18 protein-coding genes are annotated in these 25269 nt (G+C 38.7%); 12 read left to right on the plus strand and 6 right to left on the minus strand.

The genetic code is table 11. The features are described from left to right. Positions 1–125 precede the first annotated feature (125 nt). The gene (gene argS / locus IM793_RS10035) at positions 126–1898 is read right to left on the minus strand and encodes an arginine--tRNA ligase (protein ID WP_132397964.1); all 1773 of its coding nucleotides are present in this window, start codon (positions 1896–1898) and stop codon (positions 126–128) included. A 456-nt stretch (positions 1899–2354) separates the two neighbouring features. Here argS and IM793_RS10040 point away from each other — a divergent pair, with 456 nt between their 5' ends. The 5 genes from IM793_RS10040 (at position 2355) to IM793_RS10060 (ending at position 9103) form a co-directional block, all read left to right on the plus strand. Beyond that, the gene (locus IM793_RS10040) at positions 2355–3800 is read left to right on the plus strand and encodes an arginine deiminase family protein (protein WP_193420932.1); all 1446 of its coding nucleotides are present in this window, start codon (positions 2355–2357) and stop codon (positions 3798–3800) included. A gap of 86 nt (positions 3801–3886) precedes the next feature. Further along, positions 3887–4798, plus strand: a complete 912-nt coding sequence (gene ctlX / locus IM793_RS10045; RefSeq protein WP_193420934.1) for a citrulline utilization hydrolase CtlX — start codon at positions 3887–3889, stop codon at positions 4796–4798. Between the two features lie 668 nt (positions 4799–5466). Continuing rightward, positions 5467–6045, plus strand: a complete 579-nt coding sequence (locus tag IM793_RS10050) for a PhnA domain-containing protein (RefSeq protein WP_029277860.1) — start codon at positions 5467–5469, stop codon at positions 6043–6045. 590 nt (positions 6046–6635) lie between these two features. Then, a complete protein-coding gene (locus IM793_RS10055; protein ID WP_025146786.1) occupies positions 6636–8024 on the plus strand; it encodes an arginine decarboxylase in 1389 nt (462 codons plus the stop codon). A gap of 182 nt (positions 8025–8206) precedes the next feature. Continuing rightward, positions 8207–9103, plus strand: coding sequence for a DUF72 domain-containing protein (locus tag IM793_RS10060; RefSeq protein WP_193420936.1), 897 nt, complete (start codon positions 8207–8209; stop codon positions 9101–9103). A 166-nt stretch (positions 9104–9269) separates the two neighbouring features. Here IM793_RS10060 and IM793_RS10065 read toward each other — a convergent pair whose 3' ends face one another. Then, entirely contained in the window at positions 9270–9767 is a 498-nt protein-coding gene (locus IM793_RS10065; RefSeq protein ID WP_193420938.1) for a DUF1579 domain-containing protein, read from the minus strand. Positions 9768–9862: 95 nt separating this feature from the next. On the opposite strand from IM793_RS10065, the gene IM793_RS10070 reads away from it, so the two are divergent. From IM793_RS10070 to IM793_RS10090, 5 genes are all read left to right on the plus strand, one after another. Next, on the plus strand, positions 9863–10576 hold the full coding sequence (locus tag IM793_RS10070) for a 3'-5' exonuclease (RefSeq protein WP_193420940.1): 714 nt from the start codon (positions 9863–9865) through the stop codon (positions 10574–10576). Next, positions 10576–12282, plus strand: coding sequence for an ABC transporter ATP-binding protein (locus IM793_RS10075; protein WP_193420942.1), 1707 nt, complete (start codon positions 10576–10578; stop codon positions 12280–12282). Before IM793_RS10070 ends, IM793_RS10075 begins: the two co-directional genes overlap by 1 nt. A 6-nt stretch (positions 12283–12288) precedes the next feature. Further along, positions 12289–13329 (plus strand): exo-alpha-sialidase, encoded by a 1041-nt coding sequence (locus IM793_RS10080; RefSeq protein ID WP_193420944.1) that lies wholly within the window; start codon positions 12289–12291, stop codon positions 13327–13329. Positions 13330–13629: 300 nt separating this feature from the next. Beyond that, the gene (rnr, locus tag IM793_RS10085) at positions 13630–15762 is read left to right on the plus strand and encodes a ribonuclease R (protein ID WP_193420946.1); all 2133 of its coding nucleotides are present in this window, start codon (positions 13630–13632) and stop codon (positions 15760–15762) included. 45 nt (positions 15763–15807) lie between these two features. Beyond that, the gene (locus IM793_RS10090; RefSeq protein WP_132397004.1) at positions 15808–16782 is read left to right on the plus strand and encodes a polyprenyl synthetase family protein; all 975 of its coding nucleotides are present in this window, start codon (positions 15808–15810) and stop codon (positions 16780–16782) included. 121 nt (positions 16783–16903) lie between these two features. Here IM793_RS10090 and IM793_RS10095 read toward each other — a convergent pair whose 3' ends face one another. From IM793_RS10095 to rplU, 3 genes are all read right to left on the minus strand, one after another. After that, complete coding sequence (locus IM793_RS10095) at positions 16904–17743, minus strand: hypothetical protein (protein ID WP_193420948.1); 840 nt, start codon at positions 17741–17743, stop codon at positions 16904–16906. A 517-nt stretch (positions 17744–18260) separates the two neighbouring features. After that, positions 18261–18677, minus strand: coding sequence for a 50S ribosomal protein L27 (rpmA, locus tag IM793_RS10100; RefSeq protein ID WP_121284982.1), 417 nt, complete (start codon positions 18675–18677; stop codon positions 18261–18263). Between the two features lie 52 nt (positions 18678–18729). After that, the gene (gene rplU, locus IM793_RS10105) at positions 18730–19041 is read right to left on the minus strand and encodes a 50S ribosomal protein L21 (RefSeq protein ID WP_025146774.1); all 312 of its coding nucleotides are present in this window, start codon (positions 19039–19041) and stop codon (positions 18730–18732) included. 905 nt (positions 19042–19946) lie between these two features. Between rplU and IM793_RS10110 the strand changes: the two genes are divergently transcribed. Together IM793_RS10110 and IM793_RS10115 are read left to right on the plus strand one after the other, a co-directional pair. Then, the gene (locus tag IM793_RS10110; protein ID WP_193420950.1) at positions 19947–20903 is read left to right on the plus strand and encodes a GLPGLI family protein; all 957 of its coding nucleotides are present in this window, start codon (positions 19947–19949) and stop codon (positions 20901–20903) included. Beyond that, complete coding sequence (locus IM793_RS10115; protein WP_193420952.1) at positions 20900–23560, plus strand: TonB-dependent receptor; 2661 nt, start codon at positions 20900–20902, stop codon at positions 23558–23560. The genes IM793_RS10110 and IM793_RS10115 overlap by 4 nt, the downstream gene beginning before the upstream one ends. A 209-nt stretch (positions 23561–23769) precedes the next feature. Here IM793_RS10115 and IM793_RS10120 read toward each other — a convergent pair whose 3' ends face one another. Then, positions 23770–25242: a M56 family metallopeptidase gene (locus tag IM793_RS10120; protein ID WP_193420954.1), complete on the minus strand. Its 1473-nt coding sequence runs from the start codon at positions 25240–25242 to the stop codon at positions 23770–23772. Positions 25243–25269 lie beyond the last annotated feature (27 nt).

Raw genomic sequence — 25269 nt, forward strand, 5'->3', positions numbered from 1 at the left:
GCAGGGATAATTACTTATATGATTAAATGATGCGACTCCCCCCTATTTTTGCATAATAATTAAAGAATCGCAGTATATATTTTCCATCTCACATCACCCATTTTCCATCTTACCTCTTCCATGCTTTACATCCGCTCTGGCGAAGTAATTCCCAAAATCAACATTCCAGCATGAATGATATCAGCAGTTTTTTTGCTCAGGTTTAAACGGAACTGTTTCGCTTCACCTTCTTCCGTTTTTACAATTGGCGGTACCTCATGGTAAAATTTGTTAAACAGCTTAGCCAGTTCATATAAATAGTTAGCCAAACTCGCCGGACTGTAAGCTTTTGCCGCAATGGCAATCTCCGCAGGATATTTTGCCAATTGCAGAATCATTTCCAATTCCACATCGCTTATCCCGCTATACGCCAAACTCCCAACACTAAACTTGTAATCCGATTTGCTCAATAACGATTTAATCCGCGCATGCGTATACTGAATAAACGGTCCGGTATTCCCCTGGAAATCGATACTCTCAGCCGGATTAAACAATAAACGTTTTTTCGGTTCAACCTTTAAAAGGAAATATTTCAAGGCACCTAAACCTATATTTTTATATAATTCTTCTTTGTCTGCTTCACTAAAATCGTTGGTTTTACCCAATTCTTCGGTTTTTTCGCGGGCAGTGGTTACCATGCTTTCAATCAGCTCGTCGGCATCTACAACGGTTCCCTCGCGGCTTTTCATTTTACCGTTTGGCAAATCGACCATTCCGTACGATAGGTGGTACAAACCTTTTGCCCAGCTTTTACCCAGTTTTTCTAAAATCAGGAACAACACTTTGAAATGGTAATCCTGCTCATTTCCGACCACATAAATCGACTCATCCATATTGAAATCATCGTGTTTCATTTCGGCAGTACCTAAATCCTGCGTAATGTAAACTGAAGTTCCATCCGCACGTAAAACCAATTTCTGGTCTAAACCATCTGCAGTTAAATCGATCCATACCGAACCATCTTCTTTTTTAAAGAAAACGCCTTTAGCCAAACCTTCATCAACCGTACCTTTTCCTAACAGATAGGTATTGCTTTCGTAATAAAATTTATCAAAATCAACACCAAGGTTTTTATACGTTACATTAAAACCAGCGTAAACCCATTCGTTCATGGTTTTCCAAAGCGAAACTACCTCTTCATCCCCTTGCTCCCATTTCAAAAGCATTTGCTGCGCTTCCTTAATTAGTGGTGCATTTTTCTTAGCTTCTTCTTCAGTTTGTCCTTCCGCTTTTAAAGTATCAATCTCTTTTTTATACTCTTTATCGAAAATTACATAGTATTTTCCAACCAGGTGATCCCCTTTTAAGCCTGTGCTTTCAGGCGTTTCGCCATTGCCCCACTTTTGCCAGGCCAGCATCGATTTACAGATGTGGATCCCACGGTCATTAACCAGGTTTACCTTCACCACATCGTAACCGTAAGCTTTAAGCAGTTCAGAAACCGAGTAACCCAACAGGTTATTACGCACATGCCCCAGGTGAAGCGGTTTATTGGTATTTGGCGATGAATATTCTACCATTACCTTTTTACCATTCGGTGCATATACACCAAAATCAGGCGATAAAATTTCTTCGTTAAACTGTTTTAAGAAATAACTTTCGGCAATGCTTAAGTTTAAAAAGCCCTTAACTACGTTAAATTTGGTAATATCAGCTACGTTAGCGACTAAATATTCGCCAATTTCTGTGGCTGTTTGTTCTGGCGATTTTTTCGAAATTTTAGTGATTGGAAAAACAACAATAGTTGCCTGTCCTTCAAATTCTTTACGGGTTTCTTGTATGTTGATTACACTTTCGGCTACTTCTTCCTTATAAAGTTCAAAAATGGCTTTCTGTGTTTCGGCAATAATAAAATTCATGCGTCAAAAATAGAGAAAAAAGGTGGAAGGTAAAAGGTTTCCGGCTGGCAGTTCAATTCTCATCGTGATAAAAGGTTTGAAAAGGTACCTTAGTGCTTATCTGTACCGATAGTCCTTCTTTCCGCTATAGTCCCGATTGAAGGAATCGGGAGCTGCCGCTTCAATAAGGTTTATCTGGCTGGTTCTATGCAATAAAAAAGTCAGAGGTCCGAGGTCGGAAGACAGGGTGCCTATAAAATAACTTCATTGATCTTCTAACTTTTCCAGTGCTTATTTTCAAACTATATCTTCAGACTTTCGGACATCGTACTTTCGGACGCTAAAAAATTCCAATAGTTTAGAGATCTTGGTTCTATGCAATAAATAAACCTTTTTAAGCATCAGTCTATCTCAAATCTATCATCTCAATTCTCATATCTGAATTTTTCTGATAGATTTGCAATAACTAACTTTTTTATGAGCGAGCAGAACCCCAATTTTAAAGTGAGCGTAACCACCGAAATCGGCAGATTGCGTAAATTATTAATACATAGTCCTGATAGTGGATTAGGCAAAGTAGTACCCTCTAAGGCACAAGATTGGCTTTTCGAAGATATTGTCCATTTAGATACCATCCGTAAAGGCGAATACGATTATTATATTAAACTGCTGATGTATTTTCTTGATCCTGATAAGATTAAAGGAAAACTGGCTGAAATAGATTCAGAAGCATCCAACCGTAATTATTATAAACCTAACCACCCTGACTTCCACAATTCAAAGTCTGTAATTGAGATTCAGAACCTCTTAAGTGAAATGCTGGAGGACGAATCCATCCGTAAAAAACTGGTTGCCGCTGTTTGTGCGATTGAAGGTTGTACTTATAAAGTTCAATTGGAATTAACGAATACCGATCCGAAACAACTGGCAGAGATTTTTATCTCCGGAACATTGGCCAACGATACCATGATTTTTGCGCCAATCCCCAATTTAATTTTCACCAGGGATGTGGGCATAACCATTAATAACCACATCCTGTTAAACAAACCGGCAAAAAAAGCTCGTGTGCGCGAAACACTTTTAATGCGTTATATTTTCTTCAACCATCCTTTGTTTGATAGCTACCGCAATAATATTCTCGAAATTCCGGACGTGACCATGCACTTTTTACGCCCGGGCGATGAACCTGCTTTCAGCACCACTTTAGAAGGTGGTGACGTGATGATGGTAAGCCCTAACCATGTATTGATTGGCTGTAGCGAAAGAACTTCTGAACATGGTGCCAATGAAGCGATTAAACTATTGTTCGATCAGGATGTGGTGGAAAAAGTTACCGTGGTAAAAATACCAAGCAAACGCGATTATATGCACCTGGACACAGTTTTCACTCAGGTTAAACGCAATACCTGGGTCATTTTGAATTCCATTGCCCATTCACCAAAATATAATCCTTACGAGCCGATCAACTTTTTAAAAGAACCAGAAAAATTGGAGGCCACTACTGCTATCCAGTTTACTAAAGCCAATCCACAGGAACCTAAACATTTCGAACATGTAGAAGCTTTATTAAACGACATTAGCCAGAACGACTTAAAAAGCACTGAACCCACGCAGATTATCTACAGCGGAAATAACCAGTTCCCTTACGATTCGAGAGAACAATGGACGGATTCATGTAATCTTTTAGCCATTAAAGAAGGTGTAGTTTTAGGTTACGATAGAAACGATAAAACTGTTGAAGCCTTTAAAGCCGCTGGCTTTGATGTGGTGGATGTGAAAGATTTGATCCAGGATTTAGAAAGCGGCAAAGTAAATGCTGAAACCATAACCGATACTTTGATTTTAATGCCATCTGCAGAATTATCACGCGCCCGTGGTGGTTTTCATTGTATGAGTTTACCGATATTGAGAGACAATTTGTAGCATGTAAAACGTAAGATGGTAAATGAATGACGGGCAATCGCCCGGAACAGTTAACCAATTAACCGGTTTAAACAATTAACCCAAAAATGCAGACGACCAATCACATTTTAATGATCCGCCCTGTTGATTTTAAATTCAACGAGCAAACGGCAGGAAACAATAAGTTCCAGGTTGCTTCTACCGAAAGCGATGTACAAAAAGCTGCGCTAAAAGAGTTTGATGCTTTTGTAACCTTATTGCAGCAAAACGGTGTTGATGTTACCGTTATAGATGACACTTTGGAGCCTGAAACACCTGATTCTATTTTTCCGAACAATTGGGTTTCTTTCCACGATGATGGCTCAGTATATCTTTATCCTATGTTTTCTGAAAACCGCAGGTTAGAGCGCAGAAATGAAATATTAGAAGGATTGAAAAACCATTTCGAAGTCAACCACATCAGTGATTTAAGCTTTTACGAACAACAACATGCGTTTTTAGAGGGTACCGGAAGCATGGTACTAGATCGTACCAATAAAATTGTTTACGCCTGCTTGAGTGTGCGCACTGATGAAGAAGTGCTGAACAATTTTTGCATGCTTACCGGATACGAGCCAGTTGCCTTCCAGGCGGTAGATGGATCAAATTTCCCGATTTACCATACCAATGTGATGATGTGCATTGGCGATCGTTTTGCAGTAATCTGCCTGGATTCAATTAAAGATACTGATGAAAGGTTAAATGTAACTATTAGTTTAAAAGGCACTGGAAAAGAAATCATCGAAATCAGTCTGGAACAGATGAACAGATTTGCAGGCAACATGCTGCAGGTAAATAATACCGAGGACGAAAGTTTATTGGTGATGTCAGAACAGGCGTATCTATCCTTAACTGCTGAGCAGATTGCTGCATTAGAACAATACAGCAGGATCATTTACGCACCCCTTTATACGATTGAAAAAAATGGCGGTGGTAGCGCGAGGTGTATGCTGGCTGAGATACATTTGCCTATTAAATAGTTTATTCCCTAATATCCTTGGTTGGCGGCCCACCAGCCAAGCCAAATAATATATATGAGGTTGGTGAGCCACCAACCTTGGGATTGTGAACCCGCTTTCTCCTCGCCGTGGTTCGTGTCTCCACGAACCATTATATTTTTGCCACGGAAGCTCGGAGCGCACGGAAAACCCATCTGACAAATGCACACTCGCTATTAAACCTTAAATAGCAGCACTCTCCTAAATACATAAACCTGATCGGAACGAACACGAGTGCAACGAGTAAAGTGAAGAGCAGGGCTACTGAAACCGATAAAAAAGCAACCTGCTTTCCAAATGATCAGAACATTATTTCTCGCCCTTGTCTCATATCTCCCAGCCATTTTTATTTTTGCCACGGAAGCTCGAAGCGCACGGAAACCCATCTGACAAATGCACACTCGCTATTAAACCTTAAATATCAGCACCAGCCCAAATACATAAACCTGATCGGAACGAACACGAGTGCAACGAGTAAAGTGAAGAGCAGGACTACTGAAACCGATAAAAACAGTAACTTGCTTTCCAAATCATCAGCAAACATTCCTTTCTATTAAACCTAAATATAAAGATTTCTCCACTGCGGTCGAAATGACGATCCGCGTGATTCCAATTAGTTTTATTACTTTCGCCAAAAATCCAGTATCAAGATGTCTTTAGCACAAGAATTACAGACCCGTTCGGGCAATAAATGCGAATTATGCACCGCTGAAACCAATTTATCAGTGTACGAAGTGCCACCAACCAGCAATGCCAATAGTGATAACAGTATTTTAGTTTGTAAAACCTGTTTAGACCAGATTGAAAAAACAGAACAGCTGGCACCAAACCATTGGAAAATATTAACAGAAACCATGTGGTCGGAATTTGCCCCGGTACAGGTTGTTGCCTGGAGGATGTTGAGCAGGTTAAGAAATGAAGGATGGGCAGCAGATAGTCTGGATATTTTATACCTGGAAGATGAAACTTTGGAGTGGGCTAAAAAAACCGGCGACCACGAGCAAGACGGAACAGTAGAATTCCATCAGGACAGCAATGGCACGCGTTTATTTGAAGGCGATACCGTGGTTTTGGTTAAAACACTGGATGTTAAAGGCTCTACTTTGAGCGCTAAACTGGGTACTGTAGTTAAAAACATCCGGCTAGTTCATGATAACATTGAACAGATTGAGGGTAAAGTAGAAGGACAAACCATTGTAATTTTAACAAAATACCTCCGCAAAGGATAAAGCGCTATTTGATGATCCATTAAGCTACTCGCTATCAAACCCAAATAGCAGCACCAGCCCAATTTAAATAAACCTGATCGGAACGAACACGAGTGCAACGAGTAATTGGAGAGCAGGGCCAACCCTAACCTATAAAACAGAAACCTGCTTTCCAAGTTATAAGTTAAATATTATTCTCCTCGCCGTGGTTCTTCGTGTCTCCACGAACCATGGTATTTTGCCACGGAAGCGCGGAACGCACGGAAAACCCACCGAATAGATGCACTCGCTATTAAAACATAGTAGCACCAGCCCAATTTAAATAAACCTGATCGGAACGAACATCCCGATTTTTATCGGGATAAAGTGGAGAGCAGGACCAACCCCAACCTATAAAAACAGGAACTTGATTTCCAAATCTTAAAACTTAATATATTATCAGCAACTGTTTTACAGACCATTAACAAAATAAAACCATCTACGTTCAATCCAAAACAACTTCTCGTCGTTTTTTGTAATCAGGCTAAACGTTTCCTTACAGTAAAAATATTTTCAATACCGTTTAATTCTCGATTTAAAATTACATTTTTGCAAAAATTATTTAAAAGTAAATGCAGAGTTACTCAGAATTTCTCGATCTAAGCGTTGGTTTTCCACAGGAAGGCTTTGATGTTATAGATGATGAATTATATTTTCAGGATTTAAACCTGATGGAAATGATCGAAACTTACGGGACTCCCCTACGTTTCACGTATTTACCGATGGTAAGTAAGAAGATTCAGCAGGCGAAGATTCTTTTCCAAACCGCTATTTTAAAGAACAATTATCGTGGCGATTACAAATATTGCTACTGTACAAAAAGCTCGCATTTTAAGCATATTGTAGAAGAAGCATTAAAAAATAACATCCACCTGGAAACTTCTTCGGCTTTTGATATGCCAATGGTTGATGCCCTGGAGAAAAAAGGAGTATTAACGAAAGATACCACTATCATCTGTAACGGCTTTAAAACCTACCAATACAAACAATATATCATTGATATGTTGCACGATGGTTATACCAATATTATCCCTGTTTTAGACAACAAAGAGGAGTTTAATCTTTTTGATGATGAGGTTGATATTGATACCCCTTGTAATTTAGGTATCCGTATTGCCGCTGAAGAGCAACCCGACTCGCAGTTTTATACTTCGCGTTTAGGTGTGCGTATGGAAGATATTATCGATTTTTACAACAACAAAATCGTGCATAACCCTAATTTCAGGGTTAAGTTATTACACTTTTTCATCAACTCAGGCATTACCGATTCACCATATTACTGGAACGAATTGGAGAAATATGTAACCCTTTATTGCAAGTTCAAAAAAATCAATCCTGATTTAGATACCCTTGATATTGGTGGTGGTATGCCATTTAAAGATTCGCTGGTGTTCGATTTCGATTACGAATATATGGTTAACGAAATTGTGAAAAGGATTAAAGAAATCTGTGCTATCCACGAGGTAATGGAACCAGATATTATTACCGAATTTGGTAAATATACGGTTGCGGAGGCTTCTGGTATCCTTTATAAAGTACTGGGCCGTAAACAACAGAACGACCGCGAACGTTGGTTGATGTTAGATGGTTCTTTCATCACCAATTTACCTGATGTTTGGGCATTGAACCAAAAATATATTTTGTTGCCGATTAACAATTGGGATGCGGAATATGAACGGGTGAACTTAGGTGGTATTACCTGTGATGGACAGGATTATTACAACCAGGAAGCACACATGAACAGTGTATTTATGCCGAAAACGCGTAAGGTGCAGTATTTAGGTTTTTTCCATACTGGTGCTTACCAGGAAGTATTGAGTGGCTATGGTGGTATTCACCACTGTTTATTGCCTAGTCCGAAACATGTTTTGATCCGCAGAAACCGCGACGAAAGTTTCAATTTTGAGGTTTTTGGAGAGGAACAGAACAGCAAGCAAGTATTGAAGATTCTGGGTTACTAAGTCAGTTTTCAATTGGCAATTTTCAGTTCTCAGTTTAGGTTATGGAAACTATAAACTTTCCACAATAAGCTAAAGCAAAGCACAAGTTTCTTATTTTTACAATATATAAATACCTTAGTTGAATAAGCTAAGGTATTTTTTTGCCTTAAACCTTTTACCTTACACCTAAAACCTAAAAAAAAATGCAATTCGGTAAAGTAGACGATCCTTCGATTATAGATTATACCCTTCCTGCTGATGCTCCTGAAACAGCAGCAATTTTAGCCGCAAATAAGCCTAAACAATCTTTCCAAGCTTACGTGGGTTGCGCTAAATGGAATAAGGCCGATTTAAAAGGTTTTTATCCAAAAGGAACCAAGGATGAATTGACTTATTATTCTACCCAGTTTAATTCGATTGAATTGAATGCCACTTTTTACGGCATGCCTACCCGCGAGCAGGTAATTACGTGGACACAAAAGACACCTGCAGATTTTAAATTCTTTCCTAAACTAACCAATACTATCAGTCACTTTAAAAGGTTAATCAACGTTAAGGAACCCGTAGAGCAGTATTGTGATGCCATCAGTAATTTTGAAGATAAACTAGGAATGGCTTTTCTTCAATTGCACGATAACTTTAAACCGAAAGATTTTGAGAGGTTAAAAATCATGATCAACGAATTTCCAAAAGTAATTCCACTGGGCGTTGAAGTGAGAAATACGGAATGGTTTACCAACCCCGCCATTGCGAATGAATTTGCCAAACTTTTCGAAGATAATGGTATAACCAACATCATTGTAGATACTTCGGGCAGAAGAGACATGTTACACATGCGTTTAACCACGCCAACTGCTTTTGTACGTTTTGTAGGCGCCAATGATGATAAAATCGATAAAAAACGTTTAGATGACTGGATCGAAAGAATAGTAACCTGGAAAGAGCAAGGTTTACAAAGCCTTTATTTCTTTGTACACCAAAATGTGGAACTTTCGTCTCCACTATTTTCAGCCTATTTTACCGAGAAACTTAATAAAGCGGTAGGCACCGATTTAAAAATTCCGGTAATGGCGAATCAGGCTTCGCCAAGCTTGTTTTAGTCGAGAAGAAACCTATCAGGTTTTAAAAACCTGATAGGTTTAAATTTATTTCCTTCTATAAATCGTCACTGTTAGTCGAGATTTGCAATCTCGTCTGAATGAGTTGTGGATTTATAATCCACTTAAGAGTTCTCAAGTCGGGATTACAAATCTCGACCAACAATATTTAATTTCTCTTATAAACCGTTTCGGTAGCTTTTGCTTCTTCCCCTTCCGGCGAAATATTGTAAGCGGTTAATACGATTTCATTTTCGTTAATTATTTCAAGCGTTGTTCTCCAGCCCCAAAGCTGTTCACCATATTCCGGACTGCCGTATTCGCCAAAAACAGAAAAACCGTTTGTTGTAGCCTCACCGCTCGAAAGCATAATCTGCGTGCCCATGTGAAAACTATCAACCCAGCTTGTTGTAAATCTTTGGTAAGGAATATCGAAACCGACAATCATTTTGCCTTCAAAAGTTTTTCCTTCCAAACTTCCCTGGTAATCAAGAGAAATAAAACGGTTACCCAAAATAGAAGTAATTTTTGCTTCAGTTGGAGATTCATCTGCCAGCACATCTTTTTCAAACCAGGTTTTGGTTATCCCACTCCAGGTACCAATTAAATTTTGAAGCTTTTGGTGAGCACCATCTGCTAAAGATTGCTCGAATTTACTTTCCGCCATATCCAAACTTATAAAATATTGTTGTAATGTTTAATGGTTTGCATAAAAGATTTTGAACAGAAAATTGTAAATTGTTAACTGAAAACTATCGATGTATGCTAAAGGCTTTAGATCTCAATCAGGTAATGGTTATCGATATCGAAACTGTACCTCAATATCCATCTTTTCAGGATGTACCACCCCATTTCCAGGAACTTTGGGAGCAGAAAACTCATTACCAGCGAAATTCTGACCAAAGTCCGGAAGAATTTTATGAAAAAGCAGGCATCATGGCTGAATTCGGTAAGATTATCTGCATCAGCCTGGGTATTTTTAGTGTACAGGGCAAGTCATCCTCTTTGCGCATCAAATCTATTTTTGGCCATGATGAAAAAGAGATGTTGCACCAGTTTTCTGCTTTGTTGAATAAACAAGTACCCACTTTGATGTTCTGTGCACACAATGGAAAAGAATTTGATTTTCCTTATTTATGCCGACGGTTATTAGTTAATGGCATAGAAATTCCTGTTCAATTACAGCTTTCTGGCAAAAAACCCTGGGAGATTAACCACATCGATACGATGGAACTTTGGAAATTCGGCGATTACAAACATTTTACTTCCTTAAACCTTTTGGCCGCTATCTTAGATATTCCTACCCCTAAGGATGATATCAACGGTACGCAGGTGAGGCAGGTTTATTATGAAGAAAAAAATCTTGATAGAATTGTTACCTATTGCCAGAAAGATGTAATTACTACCGCCCAGGTATTGTTAAAATTTAAAGGTATGGATATAATTACGGGAGAAAACATTACCATTGTAACCTAATGTTAAACGTTGAGCATTTAAATATCGATTTTTATAACCAAGATGAAAAAACCTGGTTTAAGGCTGTAAAACAAATCAGTTTTAATGTAAAAAAAGGAACCGTATTAGGTATTGTTGGCGAGTCAGGCTCTGGAAAATCAGTTACCTCTTTCTCCATTATGCGCTTGCACGATGAACGTGCGGCAAAAATTACGGGAGAAATAGATTTTGAAGAAATTAGCTTGCTCAATCTCAGCTCGAATGAAATCCGCCAGATCAGGGGAAACCAGATCTCGATGATTTTTCAGGAACCAATGACATCGCTTAACCCCGTTTTTACCTGCGGATACCAGGTAGCAGAAGCCATTATGCTGCATCGAAAGGTAGATAAAGCAGAAGCGAGAAAACATACCATTGCACTGTTCAACGAGGTACAGCTACCCCGCCCAGAGAAAATATTTGATAGCTACCCACACCAGATATCAGGCGGACAAAAGCAAAGGGTAATGATTGCTATGGCTTTAAGTTGCGATCCAAAATTATTGATAGCCGATGAGCCCACTACAGCATTAGATGTAACCGTTCAAAAAACGATTTTACAACTCCTGCTAAAACTCAAGCAGGAACGGAATATGTCGATGATCTTCATTTCGCACGATCTAGGTGTAGTAAATGAAATTGCCGACGAAGTTGCTGTAATGTACAAAGGCCAAATTGTAGAACAAGGCCCGGCAAAATCTATTTTCGAAAATCCGCAACATCCATATACCAAAGGTTTGCTTGCCTGTCGCCCCTCACCTGGCCTACAATTAAAAAAATTGCCTGTGGTGGCCGATTTCCTTACCGGAAAAATTGATGATGCTTCGGCACATTTACAGGCTTCAAATCAACTCACAGCACTCGAAATAGCTGCACGCAGAGAAAAACTTTACGCCCAGAAACCTTTACTTCAGATTAAAGACCTGTGTACCTGGTATCCTATCCACAACGGTCTTTTCGGCAAAACGACTGATTATGTTAAAGCGGTTGACCAATTGAACTTTGAGGTTTTTCCTGGCGAAACCTTAGGGCTGGTTGGTGAATCAGGTTGTGGTAAAACTACACTGGGCCGCACCATTTTAAGACTAATCCAGCCAACATCCGGCGAAATCATATTTAATGGCGAAGACATTACACACATTTCGAGAAATAATCTCCGTAAATTAAGGAAAGACATTCAAATCATTTTTCAGGATCCTTATGCTTCTTTAAATCCAAAATTAAGTATCGGTCAATCGATTTTAGAGCCGTTACAGGTGCATAAATTGTATGGTAACGATAAAGAGCGTAAGCAAAGAGTATTGGAGTTGCTTGATAAAGTAGGCTTAAAAGAAGAACATTTTAACCGATATCCGCATGAATTTAGCGGCGGACAAAGGCAGCGTGTGGTTATCGCCAGGGCTTTGGCTTTGCAACCTAAATTTATCATTTGCGACGAATCGGTATCTGCTTTAGATGTTTCCGTTCAGGCGCAGGTTTTAAACCTCATCAAAGATCTTCAACGCGAATTCGGGCTCACTTATATCTTCATTTCTCATGATCTGGCGGTTGTAAAGCATATTTCAGACCGCATTTTAGTGATGAATAAAGGAAAAATTGAAGAAGAAGGTTTTCCAGAGCAGATATTTTATGCGCCAAAAGCAGCTTATACCCAAAAACTGATCGAGGCTATACCAGGACACCAATAATAGAAAATGCTTAAATATATTTCAATTGCTTTTACCATAATTTTTCTTTCATTAAAGGTTTCTGCGCAAAAAATGGAAATCATTCAGTCGACTACTATTTTTGAAAAGGCTCCATTCGAGGCTTGTCACGCCTCTACCCTCGTTGATTTAGGCAAAGGAAAAATAATGGCAGCCTGGTTTGGCGGTAAACACGAAGGCAGTAAAGACGTCGCAATCTGGTCATCTATAAAAACAGGTACACAATGGAGTCAACCGATCGAAATAGCAAATGGGATAATAAACGATACGAGCCAGTTTGCCTGTTGGAATCCTGTTCTTTTCAAAACAAAAAACGGAACTTTATTTTTACATTATAAGGTGGGGGCAAATCCAAGAACCTGGTGGGCAGAATATAAAACATCTGTTAACAACGGCAAAACATGGTCTAAAGCACATAAATTGCCTAAAGGTTTTCTAGGACCAATCAAAAACAAACCTATCCAATTACCAAATGGAACAATTCTTTATCCCTCAAGTACAGAAAGTTTAGATGAAAAAACATGGGCAATCCATATTGAAAAATCGGACGCTGATGGTAAAAACTGGAAAAAGATTAATATTAATTGCGATACTTTTGGTGTAATCCAGCCCTCTATTCTCACCTATCCTAATGGGAGACTCCAGTTATTGTGCAGAAGCAGGCAGAATGTGATTGTAGAAAGCTGGTCGGATGATAATGGCGAAACCTGGTCAAAACTTAAGGCTACTCAATTGCCTAATCCAAATTCGGGTAGCGATGCCGTAACGCTAAAAGATGGCCGGCAATTACTGGTCTACAATCCGTTAACAGCAGGCAAAAACTGGTGGGAAGGCAGATCGGTATTAAAACTGGCCCTATCAACTGATGGTGAAAACTGGGAAGACATTTATACCTTAGAAAACCACGATAAAGGCGAGTATAGTTACCCGGCCATTATTCAGGATAAAAAAGGGAACATACATTTAAGCTACACTGCCGAAAGAAAGAAAATTACTTATGTGGAGATCAGCGTAGTCCATAGTCCATAGTCCATAGTCCATAGTCCATAGTCCATAAGATGGAATGAATGCTAAAAATAAGGTTTAATCTGGGATATTATTTATTTGGTTCATGGTTAATCGTTGATAGTCAGTAGCAATTTTCCCTAACCAGTCTTGGCTATTAACTATGAGCTATTAGACCATCAGCCAGGTAGCCTGTTTGCTGTACTAATGAACCAATGGCCAATGAACTATTGAACGATAAACCATCATTCATTTTACATATTATACCCTATATTTTCCATCCTGAGCATCTTTTCTGTATCTTCGGTAAATTCAGTTTAGCATATGGCAAAGAAAAAATCGGCAAGTATAAAATTGGTTCTGAATCAATTGGTTAGTGATGTTTTTGAAAAAAACAATAATCAGCTGCTTAATTACAAGCAGGTTTCGGCCAAATTAAATTTGAACGATCAGGAATCAAGAGAAACCATTCTCGAGATCTTAAAAGAAGGGAAAAGTGCAGGGATTTTCTTAGAACCAGAAAAAGGTAAATTTAAACTTAAAGAACTGCAGAACTTCATTATCGGTACGGTTGATATGACTGCCGATGGATCGGCATATATCATTCCGGAAGATGAATTTGAGAAAGATGTTTTTGTAGCTCCACGAAAACTCAAAAATGCATTGCATGGTGATACCGTAAAGGCTTATGTTTTCGCCAAGAAAAGCGGTCGTAAAAACGATGGAGAAGTTGTCGAAATCCTTAAAAGAGCAAAATCAGATTTTACAGGTGTTATCAAGATATCAGATCGTTTTGCATTTGTAATTGCTGATGATAAAAAAATGATGCACGATATTTTTGTGCCCCTGGCCGATACCCACGAAGCCAAAAACGGTCAGCGTGTATTGGTAACCTTATCAGATTGGCCTGAAAGTGCAAAAAATCCAATCGGAATTGTTAAACACGTACTGGGTAACCAGGGCGAGAACAATACCGAAATGAATGCTATTTTAGCCCAGTATGGTTTTCCATTAGAATTTCCACCACAGGTAGAACGCGAAGCCAATGCCATTCCTGAAGAAATCCCTGCAGCAGAAATTGCAAAAAGAAAAGATTTTAGAAAAGTATTAACTTTTACCATAGATCCGGCAGATGCGAAAGATTTCGATGATGCCATCTCTTATCAAAAACTTCCTAACGGAAATCATGAAATTGGAGTACATATTGCTGATGTTTCACATTATGTAATCCAGGGAACTGATTTAGATAAAGAAGCATATAGTCGCGCTACTTCCGTTTACCTGGTTGATCGCGTAATCCCGATGCTGCCTGAACGCTTAAGCAATGGAGTATGTTCACTTCGCCCCCATGAAGATAAATTGTGTTTTGCTGCCGTTTTCGAACTCGATGAGCAAGCGAACATCCAATCTGAATGGTATGGCAGAACAGTAATCCACTCGGATCGGAGATTCAGTTATGAAGAAGCCCAGGAAGTAATCGAGAATAAAGAAGGTAATTACGCTCAGGAAATATTAAAACTTAACGAATTAGCCTATATCCTTCGCGACCGTAAATTCAAAAACGGCGCCATCAGTTTCGAAAGTACCGAAGTTAAATTCAAACTGGATGAAGCCGGCAAACCAATTGGTGTTTACGTAAAAGAGCGTAAAGATGCCCATAAACTGATTGAAGACTACATGCTTTTAGCCAACCGTAAAGTTGCCGAATTTATCGCAAAGAAAACTAAAGGAAAAGACAAACTGACCTTTGTTTATCGTGTGCACGATTCACCAAACATGGAAACTTTAAATACTTTTGCAACTTTTGCTTCGCGCTTTGGTTATAAAATCAATACCAAATCAGATAAAGAGATTGCCAAATCGCTAAACAATTTAATGGCGGATGTGGAGGGCAAAAAAGAACAGAATATTTTAACTTCGCTGGCCATCCGGTCAATGGCAAAAGCAATCTATTCAACTAAAAAAACCAGTCATTATGGTCTGGCTTTCGAATATTACACCCACTTTACTTCCCCTATCCGACGTTATCCCGATGTAATGGCACACAGGCTTTTACAAACTTACTTAGACGGCGGTAAATCAGCCGACATGGAATTTTACGAAGTCGCCTGCGTACATTCTTCGGCTATGGAGAAGAGGGCCGCAGATGCCGAACGAGCCTCTATTAAATATAAACAAGCCGAATACTTAGAAAATAATATCGGTACGGAATACAAAGGGATTATTTCTGGTGTTACCGAGTGGGGAATGTATGTAGAAATTGAAGAGAATAAATGTGAAGGCATGATTCGTTTAAGAGACATATCAGATGATTTTTACGTACTTGATGAGAAAAACTACTGTATTGTAGGCCAACGCAAAAAGAAAAAATACCAACTTGGAGATGAAGTGATGATCAGGGTAAAAAAAGTAGATCTTTCCAAACGTCAAATCGATTTCACCTTAATTCCTGATTAAAAATTAAGACATTTGTGCCCGAAAACACAATGTTCAAAGCAAAGCATGCATACTACAGAACAATTACAGCAAATTTTATATACTGCAATACAAAATTTAAAGCTTCCGGATCACCCTAAACAGCTTTACGATCCGATTACTTATATTATTAACCTTGGCGGAAAGCGTGTAAGACCGTTGTTGGTTTTAATGGCCACCGAACTATTCGGCGAGGATGCAAACCAATCCGTTCACGCAGCAATGGCCATTGAGATTTTCCATAATTTTACGCTCGTTCACGATGACATTATGGATAATGCGCCATTGCGCAGAGGGCAGGCCACTGTACACGAAAAATGGAGTACCAACGTAGCCATATTAAGTGGCGATGTAATGATGGTAGAGGCCAATAAAAACCTGGCTAAAGTAAATCCAATCTTTCTTAAAGATGCGTTGGATACTTTTAATGCTACTGCTCAGGGTGTTTGTGAAGGTCAGCAGTTAGATATGGAATTTGAAGGTCGTGATGACGTGAGCATTGAAGAATACATCAACATGATCAGGTTAAAAACTGCGGTGCTTTTGGGCGGTGCGCTAAAGCTTGGGGCAATTATCGCCGGTGCTTCAGAAAAAGATGCAGACTTAATTTATCAGTTTGGCGAAAATATCGGCATTGCTTTTCAGCTACAGGATGATATTTTAGACGTTTACGCTGATCCGGAAAAATTCGGAAAACAGGTTGGTGGTGATATTATAGCCAACAAAAAAACATTTCTGCTATTAAAGGCATTCGAGCTTGCCGATGGAGAAACCAGAGCATCATTAGATACCTGGACAGCATCCAAAGAATTTAACACCCAGGAAAAGATAGATACAGTGCGCCAGGTTTACGATACCTTGGATATTCAGGATATTGCTAAAGAAAGCATGAACAATTACCTCAGCAAAGCGCTGGCCGTATTTGCGCAGATTAGTGTGAGTGAAGAAAGAAAATCAAATCTCTTAACGCTTACTGATCAGTTAATGGCAAGAGAGCATTAAGGTATTCGTCATTTCGAGCGAAGAGCAACGAAGCCGAGAAATCTATACCTAAAGATCTCTCCATTTCGCTGCGCTTCATCCGATAGCTATCGGATCGAGATGACGTACTTCATATATTTCCTTAAGCTTTCACCAATTTATATTTAATCCAAAAATCAGCAGATTTAGCAGCTAATTCGCCACCTACCGTTGGTCTCTGACCACCACCCATTTTTCCTCCGCCTCCCATACCGCCATGGCCACTTCTGCCCATGCCGCCGCCGCCCATTCCGCCTCTGCCTCCAGATTTTCCTCCACTTCTGTTTCCTCCTTCAGGAGTACCTTCTCTTTTAAAACTGGATTTACCAGGTTCATTTATTTTAATATTGTAAACAAGCGGTTTTTTAAGATCCAGACCGACCTGTAGTTGCGCCAATGGAATGCTCAGTTCGTAAATCAGATCTCTATTTGGATGAATGCTCATTCCCGTTTCAATACCATCTTGATTTATCGCTGGCAACTCACCATCAGGAATATTTTTAAATCCTGCAACCTTAATACTTTTATTCATCATCGCCTGATCATGCATCTCTTTATCAGGGGATAAAGCATTATGCTCATGATGTTCTTCCCCTTCTTTCGGCATTGGTGGTCTTTCCATCAGCGGAAAAATTAATTTCATCCCGTCCTTCTTTTTCCCTGCGGTATTAATATTTAAAGTAATGCCACCTCTTAACACACTAAAAGTAGTTTGAGGATCTAATGATTCTATAATAATATATAATTTTTTGTCATCGTTGGCCAAAGCGAAGGCTAGTTTGGTAGCATCGTTGTATTCATTTAGTGGTTCGTTCCATTCATTCGATACACCATCGGCCTTAAATGGTTTTACCATGCGGATATTTTCTTCTACCTCCTGTGCATACAATAACCGGCCAGAAATAAGCGATAGAATTAATAAGGATATTTTTTTCAGATTCATTTGGATTAATTTTTAAATCAATGCCCAAATCTAATGGTCGCAAATGTTAATTTTTGTTATTTAACAGGGTTTAACACATTAGTCCGGAGTCGACGGTCTGGAGTCCGAAGTCTATTAACCGATTTTCCCACGATATGGCACCCTGAGGGGTAATTTATAATATAAAAATTAAGTATATAGTTTTCTCAAGCTATCGTCATTTCGAGCGGAGTGCAACGCAGTCGAGAACCACGGAGTGCTCAACGAAGCTAAATCTGCCTAGATAGATCTCTCCATTTCGCTGCGCTACAGTCGAGATGACGATCATTCTATTGGAGTCTGTCGATGGTAACGTAGCCGAAGGGCTAATAGATAGTTGGGAGTTGAGAGTCGATCAACCGATTCCCTCAATATGTCACCCTGAGCGGAGTCGAAGGGCCAGTAGATAGCTTTGGTGTTGACAACAATTAACCAATAGCTCACTAAACAAAAAAGTCCCGATTTGTATCGGGACTTTTCATTATAAGTTCGTTACTAATTATTCTGCAGGTGCAGCTTCTTCAGTAGTTTCGTCTTTTTTAGCAGCTTTTTTAGCTGGTGCTTTTTTAACTGGAGCAGCTTCTTCAGCTACAACTTCTTTCTTTGCAACCGCTTTTTTAGCAACTGGTGCTTTCGCTATTGCTGCTTCGATTTCAGCTTCAGTGATAGGAAGGATAGAAACATAAGATTTGTTATCTTGTTTCTTTCTGAAAATTACAGTACCATCAACTAAAGCAAATAAAGTGTGGTCTCTACCAATACCAACACCTTTATCAGGGTGGTGTTTTGTTCCACGTTGACGTACTAAAATGTTTCCAGCGATAGCTAATTGCCCACCGAAAATTTTAATACCTAAACGCTTACTATGCGATTCACGTCCGTTTTTCGAACTACCGGCTCCTTTTTTGTGTGCCATGATTTTATATTTTGTAACTCGCTAAAAAGCGAATTATTGGGTTAACAATTAATTATAGAGTGATGTCAGAAATCTGAATCTTAGTGAAAAACTGGCGGTGACCATTTTTCTTTTTGTAACCTTTTCTACGTTTTTTGTGGAAAATAATTACTTTATCACCTTTTAAATGAGATACGATCTTAGCTGAAACTTTAGCACCTTTAACTGCAGGAGCACCTACAGTAATTGCACCACCATTGTCAACCAACAATACATTATCAAATTCAATACTAGCGCCTTCATCTCCTTGTAATCTGTGTACAAAAAGGTGCTGGTCTTTAGCAACTTTAAATTGCTGCCCTGCTATATTTACTATTGCGTACATTGTTTAAATATTAGTTTTTTAATTTTTATTTAACGAGGTGCAAATATAGAACAAATTCAATTAACACACAAATACATATCGAAAATATTTTTAACTAAAATCATACAGGATCAGGATTCGGAAGATTTAAGAATCTTTAAGATTGATTTGACGACTATGTTAATTGCATTTTTCGAAAATCATGTTTCAATAATCCCCAGGCTAAGCCTCTTACTGCCTATTGTAGCGAGCACTTATATTGAAGCGCTGAGCCAGTACAAAAGACTAAGTTTCTTCCCATTTTACGCTTATACGCTTCGCTTCCCCGTGCCTCGTTGCTGTAGGGTACCGATCAATTTCATTAAGTAAGGTTTTTAAACACGGATTTTTATATCTGTGTGCATCCTTTTTATCTGTGGTTAAATTATTTTCACCTGTGCCAATGGCTTAACTTAATGACACCGGGTAACGCTTCAACCGGGGCTATCGGGCCAAAACAGCATTTCATTTTCGGGGTTGCAGGGTGCAGGAACCCTTGTTCCTAAACCTGATTGGAGCGAACACGAAGTGCAACGGAGTAAAGCGTAAAGCAGGACTGAAGTCAGCCAAGAACCACCATCCGCTCATTTCCAAACATTTTCCTGATAGTATTCCTTCAAAGTTAACTGTCATTCTGAACGCAGTGAAGAATCTTTACTTAATAGACGTAGAACCTAAGTTCAGCCCAGAGAGATTCTTCATTACATTCAGAATGACAAATTATTCTTTCCGCTTAAGATAATACGAATAATTCTCCGTGTTAATCTGTGCCTCCGCAGCTAAAGATCCTATTTATTTTCCTTCGTTAAAAAATGTTAAAACACTTTTAAATCTACGAATAATTCGTAGATTTACGAAAATTAAATAAACAACTTAAACCAAAACCCATGAAACCAATCTTAATTATCTGTTTAGCAACAGTACTAAGCTTTTCAGTAAAAGCCCAAAACCCTGATAAAGCCCTGGCAAGAGTAAGATACACTTTTATCCACATAAGTGATACTACCCAAAGGGATAAACCACACACTGAAAATATGCTGCTTGTAACCGGAAAAAATGCTTCTGTATACACCAGTTATGATAAGCTTAACCAAGCATTGAATACCCAGAAGCAGATTCAGGAACAAATGAAAAATCAAGCAGGCAACTCCAATATCAAAATCGAGGTGAAAAGCGAAATGAAAGTTCCATTAACACAGGAAGATTATTTCTTTTTTGCAAATGAGCATAAAATGATTACCAAAGAGCGCTTATTTAACAATTACCTGATTGAAGAAACTGCTCCACAAATTGACTGGAAAATTTTAAAAGACACCATGAGTTTTTCAGGGATACCATGCCAGAAAGCAACAGCAACCTTTAAAGGTAGAAAATGGATTGCCTGGTTTGCCACAGAAATACCTTTTCAAAGCGGTCCGTGGAAATTAAACGGGTTACCAGGTTTGATTATTGAGGCTTATGATGAGAAAAAAGAAGTAAAATTTACCTTCGCTGGTCTTGAAAACGTAAAAGACGATGCCAACCAAACAAACTCAGGTGAGGATGGCAAAATTGTAACGCCCAATGGCACAGGTGTAGTAAAAATGGTGGGGATAGATGTAAGTACCGCTTACCTGGGACCAGAGATTAAATTACCTGCGGATGCCATTAAAACTACCAGAAAAGAACTAGACAAACTTAAAGCCGCAAGAGATAAAGACCCTCAAGGTTTTATGCAGGCCCAAATGGCCGCAAGTGGCATGCAAGGTTCTTTTAAGGCTAATCCTGCGCCACGCCCGACTGGAGGTACAGCTGTCGGTAAACCAGAGATCAACAACCCAATCGAAATTCCAGGGAAGAAATGAGAAGCTATGTAATAATGCTGACGTTTTTGCTCACAGCTTTTTCGGCTCTGGCACAAAAGCCAATCAAAGGTTTGGTTAAGGATAGCTATGGAAAAGCGATTGAACTGGTTAATGTAAGCCTAAAGGATCCTGAAGGGAATATCATAAACTTTACGCGAACTAACCGGAATGGAGAGTTTAATATCCCTTTAAAAAACGACCAGATTACGGGCTACAAAATTGAAGCCTCGAGCATTGGTTATAAAAAACTGAGCACGGTTATAACTGACGTAACCAAAAGTTACGAACTCATTATGCAAAACAGTGAAACAGCACTTGAAACCGTGACGGTAAAAAACCGTCCATCCTTAACGGCAAATGGTGATACCTTAAATTATAGGCCATCTGACTTTGCCTATAAACAAGACAGAAGTATTGGCGATGTGCTCAAGAAAATGCCGGGAATCGAAGTTGCTGAAGATGGCAAAATCAGCTACAACGGTAAATCGATTTCGAACCTCTATGTAGATGGCGATAATTTGTTAGACGATAAATACAATATTGGCACCAAAAGTATCCCTCATGGCGCAGTTGATAAGGTACAGGTGATTCAAAACGATCAACCCATTAAAATGATGCGTAAAAATAACATGAGCGATGATGTTGCCTTAAACCTGGTGATTAAAGATGAAGCCAAGCTTAAAGTAATGGGCGATGCTACCGTTGGCGCCGGCGTTCCCAACCGATTTGATGAAAACCTTACGGCCATGCTTTTTAATAAAAAACTCAAATTTATCAATAACATCAAAGGCAATAATATTGGCAATGATCCGGGTATTGACCTTACCTCGCACAACCTGGCTGATTACTTAAAAAAGCTAGATAATGACACACCAGGCGGCCTGCTTTCTACCGGAGCCGCGGGAGTGCCCTCCTTGCCACAAAGCAGGTACCTTTTTAATAAGGCAGGATTGATTAACCTGAACAATCTGTACAAGTTCAATCCCGATCTGCAATTAAGGGCCAATATTTCATATTTGTATGATCAGCGGCATCAGGAGTACAGCAAATTTTCGGAAACTTATCTCCCCAATCAAACTATCCGCTATGCAGAAACGCAGCGCAATGCCATTAATCCACAAAAATTAAGGGCGCAATTTAACCTGAACGGAAATGCAGAAAAATACTATCTGAACAATAATTTTGTCCTCGATTATGCGCCTTTTAAAACATCGTCGGCTTTTGTAATCAATAATGTGGCGGCCAATCAGGTATTGCGGCAGGAAACACTTGATATTTCGAACGAGTTCAATTACCGTAAAAAGATAAAGTCAGAAGATGTAATTAACCTGTACTCCTATTTAAACCGTACTACACAACCTGAAAACTTAAACATAACGCCGGGTCTTAATGCTGATATTTTAAACAATGGGAACAGTTATCTTGGTTTAAGCCAGTATATCAAAATACCAACCTGGTACACCAATAACTATGCTTCTTTTGCTTTTGTAAACAATCATTTCGTTCAAACGTATAAGGCAGGTTTTAATGTGCAGCAACAAAAGCTCAATTCGGAACTTTACCGCACACAAAATAATCAGCAAACCGAACTCGTATCTGGCAATACCGTAAATGACCTTGATTGGCTAAAAACCAAGATATACGCCGATGCGACATACGAATTTACCAATGATAAATTAAAGGCTGGATTAAGCTTGCCTTTGAGTTACAACCTGATTAAATACAGTGATGAGATCAATCAATTGGATAAGCACCTGAATAAATTGTTTTTAAACCCTTCTCTGAATATAAAGTATCAAACTAGCGTTGAAAATTATGTGACAGCAAATTATAGCTTCCGTAACGATTTAGGAAGAATAGATGATGTTTACCGGGGCACAGTGTTAAAAAACTACCGCTCTCTTTTTGCCAATAATGCCCCCATTTCGGAATCGAAAACCCACAATATTGGTGCAGGGTTTAATTTCAGAAAAGTCATGCAAATGTTATTTGTAAATTTGACTGCCAATTACAGTGATGCCGAATTGAATACCATTTCTTCATATAGCTTAAGTAACAACATCCAGCAAAGGTTGGTATTGCCATTGAGTAACCACATCCGCACCCTATTTTTTAATGCAAACGCCAGCAAATACCTTTTTGCGCTGAAAAGCACAGTAAGTGGAGGCATTAGTTTTTCGCAGAGCCAATATGATCAGTTGCAGAACAACGAACTTTTTGCATTTAATGCACAAACCATTTCTTACAAACTGGGAATAGATGCAAAACTTACCAACTTTATCGATTGGTCTTACCTGGTAAATTTTTCTGTAACCGATAATAAGGCTAAAGTAGCCGATGCGATTAAAACGAATTTTCAGCAGCTCAGGCAACAGTCTACCCTGGCCATCACCACTTTTAGGAATGTGTATATAAACTTATCTGCCGAACATTTATTTACTCACCAATCTACACAACCCAATTTAAAATATCTTTTTGCGGATATGACTATCAAATACAAATACCTGAAAATGAAAACAGATTTTGAATTTGGCATCACCAACCTGGCGAATATCAAAAATTTTGATGCGGTTTACCTTTCAGCCAATTCTCTTACCACAGGAACTTATTATATTCCTGGAAGAGTTGCGATGTTGAAAGCTACTTTTAGTTTTTAAGTACACAGGTCGTCATCTCGACTGGAACGCAGTGGAATGGAGAGATCTTTTAAAGATTCTTTAAACCAAGTTCAAAGATTTCTCTACTGCGGGCGAAATGACGATCTTACTAAATTCAAATCGGCTAATCGTCATCTCGACTGAGACGAAGATATCTACAGTAGATTTCTCGACTACACTACCCTCGAAATGACGGCAGTTGTTCAAAATTAGGGTTTTGTAGTAATCTGAATAGCCTGATTATTTCTATCAATTTTCATATCAGAAATTTTATTGAGGTTCAGTTTATCCAGTTCTTCTTTTGTGATCTTATTTCCATTCAGAAAATAAGAGGTGTTTTCTGCAACCATTATTCCATTGGCATTTGAATCCTGATTTCCATCTTTCGCATCAGAAGTAGTGGCGGTTGATTTTATGAAATACATAAACCCAACCCCTTTTTTTCTGGACATCGGCAGTTCTTCCAGATCTCCACCATTTTTAGTAAAAACTTTTACATCGATATTTTTATGATCCGATTTTACCGTATCTGTAAAGCTAAAGTGCTGTACAAAAGTTTTGCCTTTAAAATCACCGTCCGTTTTAAAACTCATGATCTTCACTTTTTTGCCTAAGCCCTTTAACATATCCTCAACCGATCTCCGCGAAGAATCTACCCCATTGGTAATGCTTTTGATAATGAAAGTCATTTTATTAACCGTATCAGGTTCTTTGAGCGTATTAATCAGGATTTTCTTTTTTGCTTTTGGTTTTAAAACTGTTTTTGATTTTAGCTGTACTTCGGTCACCTTTTCAGGCAAAACATCATTCACCATGTTGGTTAAAGGTGCTAAGCTTTTCTTTATATTCTTTTTATCAATAGTAAAGGCGAGTGTGACGCAGAGCAATATCGGTAGCACAAATAAATACCGAGTTAAATCCACTTTCGGTGAACGTTTGGCATTCATCATTATAATCCTTTTTTTAAGATCAGATAGATTAAAATTATTCACAATAGCTACTGATGGTTGTAAAGCACCTACATCTAGCAAACTGTACTGATAAGCTTTTTTATCAATACCTTTCCTTAAAATTTTTGCATCGGTAATAAATTCAATGTTTTCCCTTACCGCTTTTTTCATTAACCAAACGCCTGGATTAAACCAGTAAAAAACTACGCAGATTTCAGCCAGGATAATATCTAAAGTATGCCATTCTTCTACATGTACGCGTTCATGCTCGAGGATATTGCTTAAATCTTGTTTTTTATGCAAACGCGGATTGATATAGATAGTCTGCCAAAAGCTAAATGGGCTTACTTCATCATTTAAAATCCGCACTTTATAATCGTTTAACTGATTTGGCGAAGATTTTTTATGCATCCTGTAAAGTGAAACAAACTGTATCAGTAACCTCATGCCCATTAATACAACACCAGCATAAAAGAATATGGTTAATGCTTGCCAAAATATCGAAACGGCATTCTGTTGCACCAATTGACTAATTTGTTGATTGAATTTAGGCACGAAGGCAGGTATAGCTTTCTGATCAGCAAAAAATTCAGTGAGGTTAATAAACGGGTAGGCCGAAGAAAAAATGATCCCAAACAGCAGAAATACCCGGTTGATGGAATAGAAAGTTAACCTCCGCAATACCAGGTAGTAACTGGCCGAAAATAAGAGCAGTACTAGGTTAATTTTCAATAAAATGAGAAAGAAATGTGGCATAGC

The sequence above is a fragment of the Pedobacter sp. MR2016-19 genome (genome assembly GCF_014947265.1).
In the GTDB taxonomy this organism is placed as follows: Bacteria; Bacteroidota; Bacteroidia; order Sphingobacteriales; family Sphingobacteriaceae; genus Pedobacter.

Excerpts from the sequence above, each read along its gene's own strand:
- IM793_RS10055 (WP_025146786.1), top strand. The coding sequence starts at position 6,636 with ATGCAGAGTTACTCAGAATTTCTCGATCTAAGCGTTGGTTTTCCACAG.
- IM793_RS10090 (WP_132397004.1), top strand. The coding sequence starts at position 15,808 with ATGCATACTACAGAACAATTACAGCAAATTTTATATACTGCAATACAA.
- rplU (WP_025146774.1), bottom strand. The coding sequence starts at position 19,041 with ATGTACGCAATAGTAAATATAGCAGGGCAGCAATTTAAAGTTGCTAAA.
- IM793_RS10110 (WP_193420950.1), top strand. The coding sequence starts at position 19,947 with ATGAAACCAATCTTAATTATCTGTTTAGCAACAGTACTAAGCTTTTCA.
- IM793_RS10050 (WP_029277860.1), top strand. The coding sequence starts at position 5,467 with ATGTCTTTAGCACAAGAATTACAGACCCGTTCGGGCAATAAATGCGAA.
- IM793_RS10040 (WP_193420932.1), top strand. The coding sequence starts at position 2,355 with ATGAGCGAGCAGAACCCCAATTTTAAAGTGAGCGTAACCACCGAAATC.
- IM793_RS10115 (WP_193420952.1), top strand. The coding sequence starts at position 20,900 with ATGAGAAGCTATGTAATAATGCTGACGTTTTTGCTCACAGCTTTTTCG.
- ctlX (WP_193420934.1), top strand. The coding sequence starts at position 3,887 with ATGCAGACGACCAATCACATTTTAATGATCCGCCCTGTTGATTTTAAA.
- IM793_RS10075 (WP_193420942.1), top strand. The coding sequence starts at position 10,576 with ATGTTAAACGTTGAGCATTTAAATATCGATTTTTATAACCAAGATGAA.
- rnr (WP_193420946.1), top strand. The coding sequence starts at position 13,630 with ATGGCAAAGAAAAAATCGGCAAGTATAAAATTGGTTCTGAATCAATTG.
- argS (WP_132397964.1), bottom strand. The coding sequence starts at position 1,898 with ATGAATTTTATTATTGCCGAAACACAGAAAGCCATTTTTGAACTTTAT.
- IM793_RS10060 (WP_193420936.1), top strand. The coding sequence starts at position 8,207 with ATGCAATTCGGTAAAGTAGACGATCCTTCGATTATAGATTATACCCTT.
- IM793_RS10080 (WP_193420944.1), top strand. The coding sequence starts at position 12,289 with ATGCTTAAATATATTTCAATTGCTTTTACCATAATTTTTCTTTCATTA.
- IM793_RS10065 (WP_193420938.1), bottom strand. The coding sequence starts at position 9,767 with ATGGCGGAAAGTAAATTCGAGCAATCTTTAGCAGATGGTGCTCACCAA.
- rpmA (WP_121284982.1), bottom strand. The coding sequence starts at position 18,677 with ATGGCACACAAAAAAGGAGCCGGTAGTTCGAAAAACGGACGTGAATCG.
- IM793_RS10070 (WP_193420940.1), top strand. The coding sequence starts at position 9,863 with ATGCTAAAGGCTTTAGATCTCAATCAGGTAATGGTTATCGATATCGAA.
- IM793_RS10095 (WP_193420948.1), bottom strand. The coding sequence starts at position 17,743 with ATGAATCTGAAAAAAATATCCTTATTAATTCTATCGCTTATTTCTGGC.